General features: G+C 57.2%; 14 protein-coding genes, 1 tRNA gene and 1 pseudogene. 3 read left to right on the top strand and 13 right to left on the bottom strand.

What is annotated here, in order from left to right; translation table 11 throughout:
• From ACFDSS_RS08735 to proS, 13 genes are all read right to left on the bottom strand, one after another.
• On the bottom strand, positions 1 to 1,362 hold a 1,362-nt coding region (locus ACFDSS_RS08735), incomplete at its 3' end, for an ABC transporter transmembrane domain-containing protein (protein WP_375255378.1).
• A gap of 105 nt (positions 1,363 to 1,467) precedes the next feature.
• Positions 1,468 to 1,541 (bottom strand) — tRNA-Gly (locus tag ACFDSS_RS08730).
• 60 nt (positions 1,542 to 1,601) lie between these two features.
• Positions 1,602 to 3,056, bottom strand: a complete 1,455-nt coding sequence (locus ACFDSS_RS08725) for an aldehyde dehydrogenase family protein (RefSeq protein WP_375255377.1) — start codon at positions 3,054 to 3,056, stop codon at positions 1,602 to 1,604.
• A gap of 18 nt (positions 3,057 to 3,074) precedes the next feature.
• Positions 3,075 to 4,523 (bottom strand): TRAP transporter large permease subunit, encoded by a 1,449-nt coding sequence (locus tag ACFDSS_RS08720; RefSeq protein ID WP_375255376.1) that lies wholly within the window; start codon positions 4,521 to 4,523, stop codon positions 3,075 to 3,077.
• A 3-nt stretch (positions 4,524 to 4,526) separates the two neighbouring features.
• On the bottom strand, positions 4,527 to 5,330 hold the full coding sequence (locus tag ACFDSS_RS08715) for a TRAP transporter small permease subunit (RefSeq protein WP_375255375.1): 804 nt from the start codon (positions 5,328 to 5,330) through the stop codon (positions 4,527 to 4,529).
• A gap of 88 nt (positions 5,331 to 5,418) precedes the next feature.
• Positions 5,419 to 6,465: a TRAP transporter substrate-binding protein gene (locus ACFDSS_RS08710; protein ID WP_375255374.1), complete on the bottom strand. Its 1,047-nt coding sequence runs from the start codon at positions 6,463 to 6,465 to the stop codon at positions 5,419 to 5,421.
• Between the two features lie 396 nt (positions 6,466 to 6,861).
• The gene (locus ACFDSS_RS08705) at positions 6,862 to 7,503 is read right to left on the bottom strand and encodes a DUF3047 domain-containing protein (protein ID WP_375255373.1); all 642 of its coding nucleotides are present in this window, start codon (positions 7,501 to 7,503) and stop codon (positions 6,862 to 6,864) included.
• Between the two features lie 96 nt (positions 7,504 to 7,599).
• The gene (locus ACFDSS_RS08700; RefSeq protein ID WP_375255372.1) at positions 7,600 to 7,974 is read right to left on the bottom strand and encodes a c-type cytochrome; all 375 of its coding nucleotides are present in this window, start codon (positions 7,972 to 7,974) and stop codon (positions 7,600 to 7,602) included.
• A 62-nt stretch (positions 7,975 to 8,036) separates the two neighbouring features.
• Positions 8,037 to 9,011: an Ldh family oxidoreductase gene (locus ACFDSS_RS08695; protein WP_375255371.1), complete on the bottom strand. Its 975-nt coding sequence runs from the start codon at positions 9,009 to 9,011 to the stop codon at positions 8,037 to 8,039.
• The gene (locus ACFDSS_RS08690) at positions 9,008 to 9,691 is read right to left on the bottom strand and encodes an ABC transporter ATP-binding protein (protein WP_375255370.1); all 684 of its coding nucleotides are present in this window, start codon (positions 9,689 to 9,691) and stop codon (positions 9,008 to 9,010) included. Before ACFDSS_RS08690 ends, ACFDSS_RS08695 begins: the two co-directional genes overlap by 4 nt.
• Positions 9,684 to 10,949 (bottom strand): ABC transporter permease, encoded by a 1,266-nt coding sequence (locus ACFDSS_RS08685; RefSeq protein ID WP_375255369.1) that lies wholly within the window; start codon positions 10,947 to 10,949, stop codon positions 9,684 to 9,686. The genes ACFDSS_RS08690 and ACFDSS_RS08685 overlap by 8 nt, the downstream gene beginning before the upstream one ends.
• A 131-nt stretch (positions 10,950 to 11,080) precedes the next feature.
• Positions 11,081 to 11,644, bottom strand: coding sequence for a peroxiredoxin (locus tag ACFDSS_RS08680; RefSeq protein ID WP_375255368.1), 564 nt, complete (start codon positions 11,642 to 11,644; stop codon positions 11,081 to 11,083).
• A complete protein-coding gene (gene proS / locus ACFDSS_RS08675; protein WP_375255379.1) occupies positions 11,644 to 12,981 on the bottom strand; it encodes a proline--tRNA ligase in 1,338 nt (445 codons plus the stop codon). Before proS ends, ACFDSS_RS08680 begins: the two co-directional genes overlap by 1 nt.
• Positions 12,982 to 13,142: 161 nt before the next feature.
• Between proS and ACFDSS_RS08670 the strand changes: the two genes are divergently transcribed.
• From ACFDSS_RS08670 to ACFDSS_RS08660, 3 genes and pseudogenes are all read left to right on the top strand, one after another.
• Positions 13,143 to 14,246, top strand: a complete 1,104-nt coding sequence (locus tag ACFDSS_RS08670) for an AI-2E family transporter (RefSeq protein ID WP_375255367.1) — start codon at positions 13,143 to 13,145, stop codon at positions 14,244 to 14,246.
• Positions 14,247 to 14,906: a chromosomal replication initiator DnaA gene (locus ACFDSS_RS08665; protein ID WP_375255366.1), complete on the top strand. Its 660-nt coding sequence runs from the start codon at positions 14,247 to 14,249 to the stop codon at positions 14,904 to 14,906.
• A 52-nt stretch (positions 14,907 to 14,958) separates the two neighbouring features.
• Positions 14,959 to 15,516: pseudogene (locus ACFDSS_RS08660) on the top strand (RNA degradosome polyphosphate kinase); the annotation flags it as partial.

Here is a 15,516-nt window from a genome sequence, read left to right as displayed (position 1 = left end):
CGCATCAGGGCGCCCGAAACGAATGTTTTCACGCGCCGTATCCGCGAAAATCACCGGATCCTGCGGCACCAATGCGATATGTTTGCGGAATGCGGACCGGTCCAGATCGCGCAAATCCATCCCATCAATCTTCACCGCGCCATCTTGCGGGTCATAAAAGCGCTGGACCATCTGGATGATTGTGCTTTTGCCCGCACCAGAGGGCCCGACAAGTGCGACCGTCTCACCAGGCTGGATCGTCAGGTTCACGCCATCAAGTGCGGACACCAGCGGACGCGACGGATAGTGAAACATCACATTTTCAAACCTGAGCGATCCTTTAACCGGTTCGGGCAGGCGATCGGGCTGTTGGGGATCTTGCACGCTGTCCTTGGCAGTCAACAGCTCAACAAGCCGTTCTGTCGCACCGGCGGCACGCTGCACTTCGCCCCAGACCTCCGACAGTGCCGCCACAGCGCCGCCGACCATGATCGTGTAGAACATGAACTGCACCAGACCGCCTTCGGTGATCTCACCATTGCTGACATCGCGTGAGCCCATCTGCAAAAACAGAACGATCGCCGCAAAAACCATGAAAATCACCACAGCCGTCAGCGCAGAACGTGTCAATATCCGGCGGCGGGCGGCGCGATAGCTCTGCTCGGTGACTTCGTCGAATTTTGCGCGGCTCAGGTCTTCGTGGGTAAAGGCCTGAACAGTTTGCGCCGACAAAAGCTGTTCAGACGCGTCACCACTGGATTCCGCGATAAGATCCTGATTTTCCTTTGAAAGGCTGCGCACACGCCGCCCCAAAAAGATAATCGGAAACAGCACCACCGGGATCGGCCAAAGCACCATGATGCTCATCTTCACGGACGTAAGCAGCATCAGGATCACACCGCCCAGGAAGATCAGAATATTGCGCAGCGCAATCGAGGCGGAGCTGCCGACAACAGACAGGATCAGCGTGGTATCCGTTGTAATCCGGCTCAGCACCTCTCCCGTCATGATCCGTTCGTAGAATGCGGGGCTCATGCTTATCATGCGGTTAAAGACCGCCTTGCGAATATCGGCGACAACCCGTTCCCCAAGACGGGTCACAAGGTAGTAGCGGGCAGCCGTCCCAAAAGCGAGCAGCACAGCCACCAGCAACATCAAACCAAAATGCTCGCGAAGTTGTTGGCTATCAAGCCCGAAGCTATCGACCACCAGACGCGCGATGATCGGAAATGTCAGCGCAATCGTTGCGGTGAAAACCAGCGCGAAACCAGCCGCGATCATGTTCCATTTATAGGGTTTCATAAACGGCCACAGCGCGCGCAGCGCAGTCACCTTTTTCCCGACAGGCCGGTCCTCTGGTCTGGGTCTTTGTATCTCGGCCATGCAGGTTCCTTCGCTCTAAGAGTGAGACATAAAACTGAACTGATCGGTTCGCAAGACAGGGGCACGCATAAGACGCAGAGTTGCGGCAATACAATGAGTGACTATTGGAGCGGGCGACGGGAATCGAACCCGTATCATCAGCTTGGAAGGCTGAGGTCTTACCATTACACAACGCCCGCCCGCTGATGTTCTGTTATGCCAAGCCGAAAGGATGGTCAAGAACGCCCAACGCCCAAGTTTCAGCCGTGGCGCGCCGCCACTGTCTTGAGTGTGGAAAACCCGTAGAGCGCCTCAAACCCTTTCTCGCGTCCGTGCCCGGAAAGACCCGTGCCGCCAAAAGGCAATTCAACCCCGCCACCTGCGCCGTAGTTATTGATAAAGACCTGCCCCGCGCGCAGCGCCTTCGCCATGCGCATTTGCCGCGCCCCGTTTTCTGTCCAGCAGGAGGCAACAAGACCAAAATCCGTGCCATTGGCAATCGCGACTGCTTCAGCCTCATCATCAAAGGGGATCACCACCTGCACAGGCCCAAAGATTTCGTCTTGGGCCAGCGTGTGCTCTGCGGGAACGTCTGCAAAAAGATGCGGCGCAACATAGGCGCCACCTGCAGGCGCTTCCGCCACAATCTGCCCGCGGGCCACGCAGCTTAGATCGCGGCCCTTGGCGATGAACCCCTCAACAATCTCCCTCTGGCGTGGTGACACAAGCGGGCCAAGGTCGAGATCAGACAAAGCAGGCCCCGCCCGCAGCTCGTCATAGGCGGCAGCCATTGCGGTTACGACCTGATCGTAGACGCCGCGCTGCACCAAAATACGTGATGACGCCGAACACGTCTGCCCTGCGTTTTGAATGCCCGCATTCACCAAAAACGGACGTGCGCCTGTTATATCGGCATCATCAAACACGACCTGAGGCGACTTGCCCCCCAGTTCAAGCGTCACGGGAACCACATTGTTCCCTGCCGTCTGTTGGATCAGCTTTCCGACGCCGACCGAACCTGTGAATGAAATATGGTGGACGCCCTGATGGGCCGCCAATGCCGCACCGGCCTCTGCGCCCAGGCCTGGCACCACATTCAACGCGCCCTCGGGCAGTCCCGCCGCATGGGCGATTTGCGCGAAAGCAAGCGCCGTCAGGCAGGCCTCCTCTGCGGGCTTCAGCACACAGGCGTTCCCCATTGCCAAAGCCGCCCCGACAGAGCGGCCGATAATCTGCATCGGGTAGTTCCACGGAATGATATGACCGGTAACACCATGCCGCGCGCGCAGGGTGTAAACGGTGTAGCCATCCAGATAGGGAATGGTTTCGCCGTGGATCTTATCCGCCGCACCTCCGTAAAATTCCAGATAGCGCGCCAGCGCGACAACATCCGCGCGCGCCTGAGTCAGCGGCTTGCCGACATCCATCGCCTCTAGCTCAGCGAGTGTCTCCACATGATCGAGAACCGCGTGACCGATCTTGGCCAGAAGCCGCCCCCGTTCCGCAGCAGTGAGCCTCCCCCAATCGCCACCCAACGCGCGATCAGCCGCCGCGACCGCTGCATCAATATCTTGCGCCGTCCCGCGCGCGATCTCGCAAAGCGTACTGCCGTCAGAAGGGTTGAGAAGCGGCAGGACATCCCCACCGACGGGATCGACCCAAGCGCCTGCGATAAAGCACTTGCCGGGGTCGATGTTCATCGGTCTGAGGGTCATTGCCGCCTCTGTTTTGGTTTAATTGCCGTAAGCCACCGAGGGCAGCCAAGTCACAAGTGCCGGGAATTCGAACACGATGAAGAGCCCCAGAATCTGCAACAAAACGAATGGAATGACACCTTTGTAGATATCGCCGATCGTCACGCCGGGCGGGCAAACACCCTTCAGATAAAAGAGCGCAAAGCCCACAGGCGGCGTCAGGAACGAGGTTTGCAACGTCACCGCCACAAGGATCGCGAACCACGTCACCACAGGTTCTGCAACCTGATTGAAGTCGGGAATGTCACCCTCAATCCCCAAGCCCTGAATGATAGGCAGCATCAGTGGCATGATGATAATCGTGATCTCGATCCAGTCCAGCAGGAAGCCCAGAAGAAACACGATAAACAGAATGAACAGAACAATCGAATAGGGATCGTCGAACACCGACAGCACCAGCCCTTCGATGATCTCATCGCCGCCATAGCGGCGCAGGATGAAGGCAAAGAAGTTCGCCGCCAGAAAGATACCGACGATATAGCCAGAGGTGTTCAGGGTCGAACGGCTGACTTCGCGCAGAACCTTGAAATTCAGGCGGCGATTCATAAGCGCAAGGATCGTCGCACCCAACGCACCAAGCCCGGAGGCTTCTGTCGGCGTCGCGATACCCGCAAAGATCGATCCCAAAACCAACAGGATCAGGAACATCGGCGGGACAACAGCCAAAAGGACCTCTTTGATGACCGGCCAGCCGACCTCTTCGGTTTTTTCGGGGACCGGCATCGCATCAGGCTTAATCAGTCCGTAAATCACGATAAAAGTGATATAAAGCGCGCCAAGGACCAAACCGGGGAAAAGCGCCCCCATAAACAGATCGCCAAGGCTGATCGCCAACTGGTCAGACATAATCACCAGCATGATGGACGGCGGAATAAGAATGCCCAGCGTGCCGGCCGAGGCGATCGTGCCCGTGGCGATTGGCTTGGAATAATTCTGCGCCATCATGGCGGGCAAGGCCATCACGCCCAGCAGCGTCACAGAGGCACCGATGACGCCCGTGGATGCTGCGAGAATGATACCGATCAAAAGCACGGTCAGCGACAGACCACCGCGCAGACCACCAAAGAGCTTCTGCATGGATTGCATCATCCGCTGGGCCACACCGGATTGATCCAGCATCAGGCCCATGAAGATAAACATCGGCAAGGCGACAAGAACCGGATTGTTGACGGTACTGCCGAAAATCCGCGACGACAGCGCACCAAGGCGTTGATAATCAATGCCTGTGCGGTCAAATTCGATGACATCGCGGAAAAAGCTGCGGTTCGGATCAAGAAAGAATTCCGCAATCAGAACGAAAACAAGGCTGACACCCACAAGTGCCATCGCAACCGGAATACCGCGGAACAGCATCCAGATGAATGTGGCGAACATGGCGATAACCGCCACCTCATTCAGGGTGAAGAATTGGCCAATAAAGGACAGCATGGACTACGCCTCCATCTTGCGTGAAGGGTCCATTGCGCGCAGGCCTAGGACAATGAGTGGTGCGAGAATGAGTGACGCGACCACGGTGTATGTCAGTTCGTAGTTGCCGAATTCGATGGAGCCAAAGGCGGGGCCGCGGCTGATATCGCGCGCCGACGCGCCCTCTTCTGCAAAGAGCGACATCACACTGTAAAGCCCATAGTAAATCGCCAGATTGACCGTCAGGAACAAGCCGGGAAATCCAGCCCAAAGTACGCGCCACAGTTTTGGCGTCTTCAACCGCGCCACGTTCCGCGTCAATGCGGCCCAGCAAGCGATTGCAATGAAGATGAATGACCAGTTCATGAAGATCTTGATGATCCACAGGTTGTGCAACCCGTTAGGGCTGCTGGAGCCCTCATCCGCGCGCAGCGATGTGAGCGCATAATCATAGGTTACATCCCAGGACAGGATGATAAATGGCAAGAACAGCCAGCCTATCGCAAAGATATTGACTCGTGTTTTCTTTTCGGACGGGAAATTGTCATAAAGGATATCCACGCGCACGTGGCTATCAGTTGTGACGGCATAGCCGACACCCACTAGCACGGCGGCACCATAAAGCCACCACTGCAAGTCATCGAGCCATGCTTGGTTCATTCCACTGTTGCGCAAGACCACTTGCGCGGAAATCGCGAGCATCAGAATCGGAAAAAGCCAAGCGGCAATATTGGAAAGTTGCACCACAAACCTGTCACCGCGATTGTGTTCCTCGCGATCAACTTCACCGGGGTCTGAGACCGCGACCAGTTCTTCGACTTCTGCCATGGCGGGGGTTCCTTTCAAAGGCCGTGTCGTGCAAATAAAGGGGCGGTGATTTTCCGCCCCTTTTTAATTTTCTTAATCAAGCGCGTGCTTAGCGCGGGCGCTTAAGGTAGATGTTCTCGGACCAGATTTTGTAGCCTGCGCGGAATTCTTGCAGGTCGGCCCAGACTTCAGCGAAGTATTCGTCCTCTGCGGCCAGTTCAGCGGCAACTTCATTCCATGACGACTCAAACGCTTCGAGCATCTCATCAGGCCACTGGCGGATTGTCACACCGTTCTCTTCCACGTTTGTGACCATCGCGGCGTAGTTTTTCGCTTCGCCTTCAGCCAAGTTGGTTGTGATGTTGGCAAGACAAGCAACTTCGATCTGGTTTTGTGCAAATTCATCAAGGTCTTCCCAACGGTCTTTGTTGATGAGCAACTCAAACAATGTCGCAGGCTGGTGCCAGCCAGGGAAGTAGTTGTTGGACGCGATGTTATAGAAGCCCAGACGCTGGTCGATCAGCGGCATGGAGAATTCTGTCGCATCAATCGCGCCACGCTCAAGTGCAGGGAAGATGTCGCCAGCCGCCAGTAGCGATGTGGACACGCCCAGACGCTGCATGACTTCTGCACCAAGGCCGAAGAAGCGCATGTTCAGACCTTCAAGGTCCTCAAGGCTCTTGATTTCAGTCTTAAACCAGCCAGATGTTTCAGGCGCGATGACGCCGCATGGCATAACTTTCACGTTGTAGCTGTTCTCATCATACATACGCTGCATGAGATCCGCACCATCGTCATAAAGCATCCACGCCAGGAATTCGCCGGCCTCAGGGCCAAATGGCACAGCCGCAAAGAGCGATGCAGCGGTAATCTTACCCTGCCAATAACCGGATGTCGTGTAAGCCGCATCAACAGAACCGCTGGACACAGCGTCAAGTGCTTCAAGCGTCGGGACCAGTTCACCGGGATCGAAGTGTTCGAATTCCACGTCGCGGGAAATGCCGTTGATTTTGTCGACAAAGTCCACACCGGCCGTACCAAGGATTGGCAGGTTACGTGAGAACGCAGATGTCATCTCAAACACTTCTTGCGCCTGAGCAGCGCCACCAGTTGCCATTGTCGCGGCAAGGCTCACTGCGATTACTTTATTTTTCATAAATATTCCTCCCAGAATACCGCCCGCATTTGCGCAGGCGTGTGGGTCTTGATTTCTAACAGCGACATATGACCAACATGCGCCTTATGGTTACGAGCGGTCAGCAGACCAATGTGTTGCGCAAAAAAGGGTGGGGTGGCTTGATCCAGATCATGCCATTTTCAAATAGTTAGCATGCCTCCCCGCATGTTAACTGACCTCCCCAAACCGCAGTGCAGCGCATCACGTCAAAACAGTATCCACAGTTTTGCGGATCCTGTAAGTAACAAACTGCAATAATAAGAGATTTTTTCAGTTTGCGGCAGTGCCGAAAGGCCGTCCCGACCCTTCGAAGTGCGCATTGCCCGATAATCAGACACCTGCACGGTAAAGGAGCCAACGAATCAGCCCCGGAGCCTATCGCAGCACAAGATCACCAATTGCGGCCCGAATGACGCTATCTGTGTCATCGCTATCACCGGACACCGCCAAGCCGATAAGCGCGCCTTTTTCGCCGCCAAAGGCGCGCATGTAATCGGCAGCCAGATCGACGCTTTCTGTCTGTGTCCCGGTGCCTGCCTGCCGCAAGGCGATGGTCGCACCCTGTCCTGTCGGGCCGTAAGGCGACGGAATAACCTGACCTCGCGGATGGTTGCCACCCCATGCATATTGCAAAATACGCACGTCCTCGTTTCCGAGAAGGCTACGGATGTTCGCCCCCTCCAAACCCGGCGCCAGCGCGTCCGGCACGAACACAAAATAAAGCGAGATATTCCGGTCATCACCCCCTTTGAGGCTCAGGTCTGTCGGTGGGACAGACTGCGCGACCGTCCAGCGCCAATCGGCCCCTTTGGCACCCCAATCAGCGCGGGCCACGGGTGCCCAAGCAATCGACACGGAGCCCTCCGACACCAGCCCCAGCGTCTTGCCGAAGACGTAATCGTTGGAACTGAACAGCGACAAGCGCTGTTCTTTCCACCCATTTGCAAAGTCAACCGGGCCAGCAAGCGCAGCAGTGGCTGTGGCGATAACAAGAGCAGTTGCAAGCAAGGCGCGCATTCAGGTGACCCTTCGGTTAAAACAACAACAGTCCTACCCCAAAGCACCCCAAGGGAAAGCAAGTGTCGCCGTTTTTCACGCAATCGTCAGCTTTGGTTACTGCTGAATGCTTTGCAGGTATTCGGTCAGCACCAGCAATTTGAATGGGACCGGCGTGCCAAGCCCTTCGTTTTCCACGATCACAGTTTCACCAAGATCACCCGCGCCGAACTCTGGCATGGCGGCGCTGAAATGCGGTGCGCGCTCAAGCCCGTCAATGATGCTCATGACATCGTCCGTGGGGAATACCCCGCCGTTGCGCGCCGCAAGCATCGTCAGATCAGGCGCAAGCCCGCGCGCGGCAGGCCCGTCGCCCGCACCGCTCACGCCGTGACAAGCGGCGCAGCTTTCAAGATAGGTCGTGCGCCCGTTGACGGGCTCTTCCACGCAAGCTGCAAGTCCCAGAACCGAAACAATAATGAAATTCCGCATGTCAAACTGCCTCCTGTTTTGTACAGCCTAACAAGAGTTTTCCGAACCCGCTATGGCGCAGATCAATTTCCGAGCTCGCAGACCAGATCCCAAAGCGCGTCAGGCACATCGACTTCGGTCATGACATGTCGGTCAGCACCGGGAATGCGGGCACCCTCCTGGGCCGTCACCGCCTCCGCTATGCGGACAAACCTGTCTGCAAATCCATCGTGGTAAGTGCCGGGATCCATGAGGATGTAAAACTGCCCCAGATCATGCGGCTTGCCAGCGGCCACCTTCAAACCGGCCACGTCCAGCGAATTCACAGACCCCGTCATGCCAGCCGCCAGAAGCTCTGCCATCAAACCAAAGCCCCAGCCCTTGTAGCCACCGGCACTGACCAAAGCACCCTTGAGCGCCGCATCAGGATCTGTCGTCGGTGCGCCGTTTTCATCGACAGCCCAACCAAGCGGAATAGGCTCTCCCGCAGTCTTGGCCATGGTGATCTTGCCAAGGGCGACGGCAGATGTTGAGAAATCAAAATGCATCGCTGGGCCATCGTCACCGGGGACCGTCATCGCGATGGGGTTGGTGCCTATGACGCGCTTGTTGCCGCCCGGAGGTGCAACAACCGGGGACGCGTTGGTAAAGCCGATCCCGATCAGTCCGGCCGCGGCAATTTGTTCGGTAAAATACCCAAGCGATGTACAGGTATGCGCATGTGCAACCGCAAGGCTCACCACGCCGTTTTCAAGCCCTGCTGCAACGGCTTCAGGCAATCCTGCGGCGAATGCGGGCTGTGCAAAGCCATACTTCGCATCCGCCAGAATTGCACCGGGCCGGGGACGCGAAACCTCTGGCGTCACAGTCCCGTTCACCCGGCCAGAGGAGAGCTGCGTGCAATAGCTCTCCAGATAGTAAAGCCCGCAAATCACATTGCCCAATGCCTCTGCGCGTGCCACGGCGTTGGCAACGGCTGCCGCCTGCGTTGCGCCGGCACCATGGTTCAGCAACGCCGCACGACTTTGCGCCTCAATCTCGGTCACGGTGATTTTCATAATGCCTCCAATACGCCGCTATTCAGGCGCACCTGCCGATCCATACGCGCCGCGAGGGCCATGTTATGTGTCGCAATCACCGCCGCAAGACCGGTGTCGCGCACCAGCCCGATCAACACGTCAAAAACCCGATCCGATGTCTCTGGGTCAAGATTGCCTGTCGGCTCATCAGCCAAAAGCAAGGTCGGTTCATTCGCAAGCGCACGGCAAAAAGCAACACGTTGCTGTTCACCTCCCGACAAAGCATCGGGACGATGTGATGCGCGCGCGGCAATACCCACGCGGTCCAGCAAGGCCATCGCACGGGTCTGCGCTGCGGCCTCGGACATGCCATTGGCAAGCTGCGGCAGGACGATATTTTCCAGCGCCGTGAATTCAGGCAACAAATGATGAAACTGGTAGATAAAACCAACGGCACCACGACGCACGCCTGTGCGTCTGCGATCAGATAAGCGGGTCATATCAGTGCCGGCAATCGCGACTTGACCGGCGTCAGGCGTATCCAGCAATCCGGCAATATGCAGCAACGTCGATTTGCCGGCCCCTGAGGGCGCGACGAGGCCTACGACCTCGCCTGCTTTGACGGCAAGCGATGCCCCCTGCAACACGCGCACCTCATTGGGTTTGCCCGCGTTATAGCCTTTGGTCAGGTCGGTCAGTTGCAAGATAGGATCACTCATAGCGCAACGCCTCAACCGGGTTCATGCGGGCGGCACGACGGGCCGGAAAGATTGTGATGATCCACGACAGGCCCAGTGAAAGTGACATTGCTTTCAAGACATCTTCGAGACGGAGTTGCGCAGGCACATTATAAATTCCGCGAATGGACGGGTCCCACACGCCACCACCGGCCACAAAATTCACAAGGCTGAAAATCTGATCGACATAGATGGCAAACAGACTGCCAAGGATCACGCCCAGCGCCGTCCCGATCGTACCGATCCCCGCCCCGCAGATAAAGAATATCCGCAGGATTGAGCCCTCCGTCAGCCCCATCGTGCGCAATATACCAACATCACGGCCTTTGTTTTTCACCAACATTATCAGACCACTGATGATGTTCATCGAGGCCACAAGCACGAGGATCGACAGAATAATGAACATCACATTGTCTTCAATCGTCAGCGCGCGCAGGAACCGGCCAACACGGTCCTGCCAACTATAGGCCCACATGCCCGGTCCCGCCGCATTCGCAATCTCTTGCTTAAGAACCTCTGACTGATTGAGATCATCAAGACGCACCTCCAATTCATCCGCGACCCCGTCGCGGTTGAAAACCAACTGCGCGACATCAAAGGGCAAATAGACCCGCACCTCATCAATCTGAAAGCGCCCGGTAGAGAAAATATAGACGACCTCATAGGCGTTCCTGCGGGTCGATTGCCCCATTGGGGTCGCAACACCAGAGCGCGTTGTCAGTTCAATCCTGTCACCAATTCCCAACCCAAGGTTTGACGCCAAAGCCGAGCCAATCGCAGCCCCATTGGGCAAGTCATCAATGCTCCCGAACGTGCGTTCGCTCTGCACAATTGCGTCCGATTGTTTGAGATCCGCCAGCCGGATACCGTAAATGTCCGCCAATCCAATGCGACCGCCGCCGGACGCCATCGCCTGACCGCGGATCAGAGGTGCGACAGATCGCACGCCCGCGACCGCGCGCACCTGTTCCGCAGCATCCTCAAATTCCGAGATCACGGACCCCGGCTGCACAATCGAAACATGGGCATTGGCCCCCGCAATCGTATCGATAAACTCAGCACGAAAACCAGAACGCACGGCAAGGGTCGCAATCAATGCAAAAACGGCCAGCGTCACCCCGATCAAACTGATCCAGGTCATGACACTCACCCCCCCCTCGGCTCGTTTTGCACGGATATAGCGCCAAGCGATCATCCATTCGAACTTTGCGAAAGGCTTTGTGCTTTGCACCTCTGCCATAACTGCTCCTGCTTGCTTGGACGCAACGTGGGGCGGCCATCAGCTTGGGTCAAGCACAGATCGCCAGCCCGGTATCATCTTGCCCAAAAAACTCCCGCCGGAGGCTCCTGCCCCGCGCGATCAATCCCTGCCTACGCGGCATCCGCGCGAAGCCAGGCAACGACATTTTCAGCGTCCTGATCCGGTGGAAAGACTGGATAGAACACTTTGACGATCACACCGTCCTTGGCAATCATCGTCAAACGCTTGAGCAGATAGGTCCCATGCACCTGCATCCCGGGCAGACCCAGTGCGCGGCCCATCACGCCTTCCGCGTCCGATAGAAGGCAGAAAGGCAAGTTCAACCGCGCAGCGGCCTCACTTTGGTAGGCCGTATCCTGTGTCGAGACCCCGAAAAGATTTGTGACCCCCCAGGTGCGCAATTCGGCCGCATGGTCGCGAAAGGAACATGACTGCGGTGTGCAACCGCGCGCGCCGGGGATCTCGTTCCAGCCGTCGGGCAGGTCTTGGTCCGGACGGCCCGTCTTGGGATAAACGTAGAGTACTGAAATACCGCTCAGATCGCTCAGGTTCACCGCCTCACCGTTGGTTGCGGGCAGCACGATATCCGGCAGGCTCTGCCCGACCAGATGATCGGCTTTTCCATCGTCCGCGGGGGCCGGGATCACCGACCAGTCAACCTCTGTCAAACTCATCAGGTACCCTCGTATATCTTGGCAATCTTCGCAACCGCCTCCTGTGGCGCAAGTTCTTCGCTTTCACCGGTGCGGCGGCTGGTCAACTCGACTACACCGTTTTTCAGCCCACGCGGGCCGACAGTAATGCGCCACGGTAGACCAATCATGTCCATCGTGCCAAATTTGGCACCGGCACGCTCATCCCGGTCATCGTAAAGCGGATCAAGACCAAGTGCAGTCAGCGATGCATAAAGCGCCTCGCAGGCGGCATCTGCGGCCTCATCGCCTTGGCGCATGTTCAGAATGCCACAGTGGAAAGGCGTGACACCTTCGGGCCAGATGATGCCCTTGTCGTCATGGCTGGCCTCAATAATCGCCCCCAACAGACGCGACACACCAATCCCGTGGCTGCCCATATGCACAGGGACTTTGCCGCCCTGACCATCATCCACCAAAGCGCCCATGGCTTCGGAATATTTGGTGCCAAAGTAGAAGATCTGCCCAACCTCAATGCCACGCGCTGTCCGCTTGCGGTCCTCCGGGATGGCGTCAAAGAGCGCGCGATCATGGGTTTCATCGGTGCGTGCGTAGCGGCTGGTAAACTCGTCCAGCACAGCGGCACAGGCCGCCTTGTCATCATAGTCGATCTCACGATCCCCAAACTTCAGATCGGTGATCTCGCTGTCATAAAAGACCTCCGACTCACCGGTATCGGCCAGCACCAGAAATTCATGCGTGTCGTCGCCGCCAATCGGGCCACTGTCCGCGCGCATCGGGATGGCTTGCAAGCCCATACGCTCGTAGGTGCGCAGGTAGCTGACCAGATGGCGGTTGTAGGCATGCAACGCGTCCTCTTTGGTCAGATCGAAGTTGTAGCCGTCTTTCATATAGAACTCGCGTCCACGCATCACGCCAAAGCGCGGACGCACTTCATCGCGGAATTTCCACTGGATCTGATAGAGCGTCAGCGGCAAATCCTTGTAGCTGTTGACATGGGCGCGGAAGATATCGGTGACAAGTTCCTCCGCCGTCGGCGTAAAGAGCATATCACGACCGCCACGGTCTTTGATGCGCAGCATTTCTTCGCCGTAGGCATCATAGCGCCCGCTTTCGCGCCACAGGTCGGCGGATTGAATAGTTGGCATCTGGATCGCGATGTGACCCGCACGCGCTTGTTCTTCATGCACGATATCTTCGATCTTGCGCAGCACCTTGAAACCCAAGGGTAGCCAGGAATAGATCCCCGCCGCCGCCTGTTTAATCATGCCGGCCTGCAACATGTAGCGATGGCTGACGATCTGCGCCTCGCGCGGCGTTTCTTTGAGGACGGGCAGGAAATAGCGGCTCAGGCGCATGGGATCGACCTTTTTCGACATCTGTTGGATTTTCGGTGTAATCGGCAGGCCCGCGCCCCGCAAGCACTGTCATCGGTCACAAACAGCGAATATTTCCGCGCGACCCTTGCGCCAAAACCCGCCATGGCGCATCTATTTTGCAAGCGAGAGCAGGATGACCCATGGCATTGCCAATCGGACAACAAGCGAAATACTGGGGAATTGCCACAGCCGTCTTTCTTCTGGCGCTGTGGTTTCTGGGCGATGTGATCCTGCCTTTTGTACTGGGGGGGGCCATCGCCTACCTGCTGGACCCCGTCGCTGACCGTCTGGAAAAGGCGGGGTTCTCGCGCATGGCCTCGGTTGCGATCATCACGCTTGTGGCGGTGCTTATCTTCGTTTTGCTGATCTTGCTGGTGATCCCGACGCTGGTGCAGCAGAGCGCCGCGCTCATCAATACCGCACCGGAGCTTTTCGACCGGCTGCGCAACGGTCTGCTGACGCGTTTTCCGCAGTTGATGGACGATCAAAGCGCCGTCTACCAACAGCTCATCGCCATCGGCGAAACAATCCAATCCAAAGGCGGTGAGTTGCTCAACGGCATCCTGTCGTCAGCACTGGGACTGATTAACATACTGGTGTTGCTGGTCATCGTGCCTGTGGTGGCGGTCTATATGCTGCTCGATTGGGACAATATGACCGCCAAAATAGACGAAATGCTGCCACGCGATCATGCAGAGACGATCCGTATGCTCGCACGCGATATCGATACCACGCTCGCCTCTTTCATTCGCGGCCAAGGCACTGTCTGCCTGGTGCTGGGGACATATTACGCCGTGGCGTTGATGCTGGCGGGTCTGAATTTCGGGCTGATCGTCGGGTTTATTGCCGGGTTGATTACCTTCATTCCCTATGTGGGCGCGCTGGTCGGCGGCGTGCTGGCGGTCGGGCTTGCCTTGTTCCAGTTCTGGGGCGCGGTTGAGGTCGTCGACGGCGACACGGTCACATTCGCAAACGACTGGCTGCGCATCGGAATCGTGGCCGGCATCTTTGGGCTGGGGCAATTTCTTGAAGGCAATATTCTGACGCCGAAGCTGGTTGGCAGTTCGGTCGGACTGCATCCTGTGTGGCTGCTCTTTGCGCTGTCGGTCTTTGGCTCACTTTTTGGGTTTGTCGGAATGCTTGTCGCGGTGCCAATTGCCGCAATGATCGGCGTCTTGGCGCGCTGGGGCGTCGGCCAATATAAAAGCAGCCTGCTTTACCGCGGCCAATCACGAGACGACTGAATGGCCGATCAACTCGCATTTGACTGGCCAACGGGGGTTGCGCTGGGACCCGATGATTTCTTCGTATCTGAGGCGAATGCGCAAGCCTTCGCCATCGTCAACGCGTCCGATACTTGGCCCGAAAGAAAGCTGGTGCTGACAGGGCCATTGGGGGCGGGCAAAAGCCACCTCGCAGGGGTCTTTGCGGCACGGAACGCGGCAAAGATCATTCACGCCTCCGACATCCCCGCCGGTTTTGTCCCCAACGCACAGGCAATCGTCATCGAAGACATGGAGACATTACCGACAGGTTCCGAAGAAGCCGTTTTTCACCTGCACAACAATCTGCGCACCCGGGGTGGCCTTTTGTTAATGACCGCACAAACACCACCAAGCCGCTGGCCCATTGCCCTGCCTGATCTGGCCAGCCGGATGCAGGCAACCACAGTCACGACAATCGCAGCCCCGGATGATGCGCTACTTTCCGCGCTGATTATGAAGCTCTTCGCCGACCGTCAGATCAGCCCAAAACCCGATCTCGTCCGCTATCTGAGCACACGCATTGAGCGTTCCTACGCCGCCGCCGCCGATATCGTCGCAGCTTTGGATGACGCCGCCCTGGCGCAGGGACGCAAGATCAACAAATCACTTGCAGGCGATCTGCTGGACAAGCGCGGCTGACCCCGCGATACTTGTCACATGACCGCAACATTGGCGGTTCAAGAAGGCACCCATGACAAACGCTGACTTTTTGGACGGGGCATATCCCCCTCCGACCACATTAGATATCGACCTGAGCACGCCCGCGCGTTTCATGAACCGCGAACTGAGCTGGCTTGGCTTTAACTGGCGCGTGCTTGAAGAGGCCGAAAACCAGCGCGTGCCACTACTGGAACGGCTGCGCTTCTTGTCGATTTCGGCCACCAACCTTGACGAATTCTACACCGTCCGCGTCGCTGGCCTGCGTGAGCTCTCGAACGAGGGCAACACCACCCCCGGACTTGATGGGCGTACACCCGCTGAACAGTTGGTGGACATTGATCTGGACGCGCGCAATTTGATGACCCGGCAACAGGCGGTCTTTGTCGATCTGCACGCAGAGATGGCCAAGCAGAACATTCATATCCTGACGCAAAAAGACCTGAACAAGGACGACATCGCCTATCTGGAGGACGTGTTTCTGGATCAGGTATTTCCGGTCCTGTCACCGCTGGCAATTGACCCCGCGCACCCTTTCCCGTTCCTGCCGAACGAAGGCTTTGCGCTGGCGCTGCAACTAGAACGGCCCAGT

The organism is Yoonia sp. (assembly GCF_042093035.1).
GTDB lineage: Bacteria > Pseudomonadota > Alphaproteobacteria > Rhodobacterales > Rhodobacteraceae > Yoonia.
This window is presented reverse-complemented; position numbering and strand designations above follow the sequence as displayed.

Bases quoted from the DNA above. Each gene is read 5' to 3' on its own strand.
- ACFDSS_RS08720 (WP_375255376.1), bottom strand. From the start codon at position 4,523: ATGCTGTCCTTTATTGGCCAATTCTTCACCCTGAATGAGGTGGCGGTT.
- ACFDSS_RS08700 (WP_375255372.1), bottom strand. From the start codon at position 7,974: ATGCGGAATTTCATTATTGTTTCGGTTCTGGGACTTGCAGCTTGCGTG.
- ACFDSS_RS08710 (WP_375255374.1), bottom strand. From the start codon at position 6,465: ATGAAAAATAAAGTAATCGCAGTGAGCCTTGCCGCGACAATGGCAACT.
- ACFDSS_RS08705 (WP_375255373.1), bottom strand. From the start codon at position 7,503: ATGCGCGCCTTGCTTGCAACTGCTCTTGTTATCGCCACAGCCACTGCT.
- ACFDSS_RS08695 (WP_375255371.1), bottom strand. From the start codon at position 9,011: ATGAAAATCACCGTGACCGAGATTGAGGCGCAAAGTCGTGCGGCGTTG.
- ACFDSS_RS08715 (WP_375255375.1), bottom strand. From the start codon at position 5,330: ATGGCAGAAGTCGAAGAACTGGTCGCGGTCTCAGACCCCGGTGAAGTT.
- ACFDSS_RS08680 (WP_375255368.1), bottom strand. From the start codon at position 11,644: ATGAGTTTGACAGAGGTTGACTGGTCGGTGATCCCGGCCCCCGCGGAC.
- ACFDSS_RS08685 (WP_375255369.1), bottom strand. From the start codon at position 10,949: ATGGCAGAGGTGCAAAGCACAAAGCCTTTCGCAAAGTTCGAATGGATG.
- proS (WP_375255379.1), bottom strand. From the start codon at position 12,981: ATGCGCCTGAGCCGCTATTTCCTGCCCGTCCTCAAAGAAACGCCGCGC.
- ACFDSS_RS08665 (WP_375255366.1), top strand. From the start codon at position 14,247: ATGGCCGATCAACTCGCATTTGACTGGCCAACGGGGGTTGCGCTGGGA.
- ACFDSS_RS08690 (WP_375255370.1), bottom strand. From the start codon at position 9,691: ATGAGTGATCCTATCTTGCAACTGACCGACCTGACCAAAGGCTATAAC.
- ACFDSS_RS08725 (WP_375255377.1), bottom strand. From the start codon at position 3,056: ATGACCCTCAGACCGATGAACATCGACCCCGGCAAGTGCTTTATCGCA.
- ACFDSS_RS08670 (WP_375255367.1), top strand. From the start codon at position 13,143: ATGGCATTGCCAATCGGACAACAAGCGAAATACTGGGGAATTGCCACA.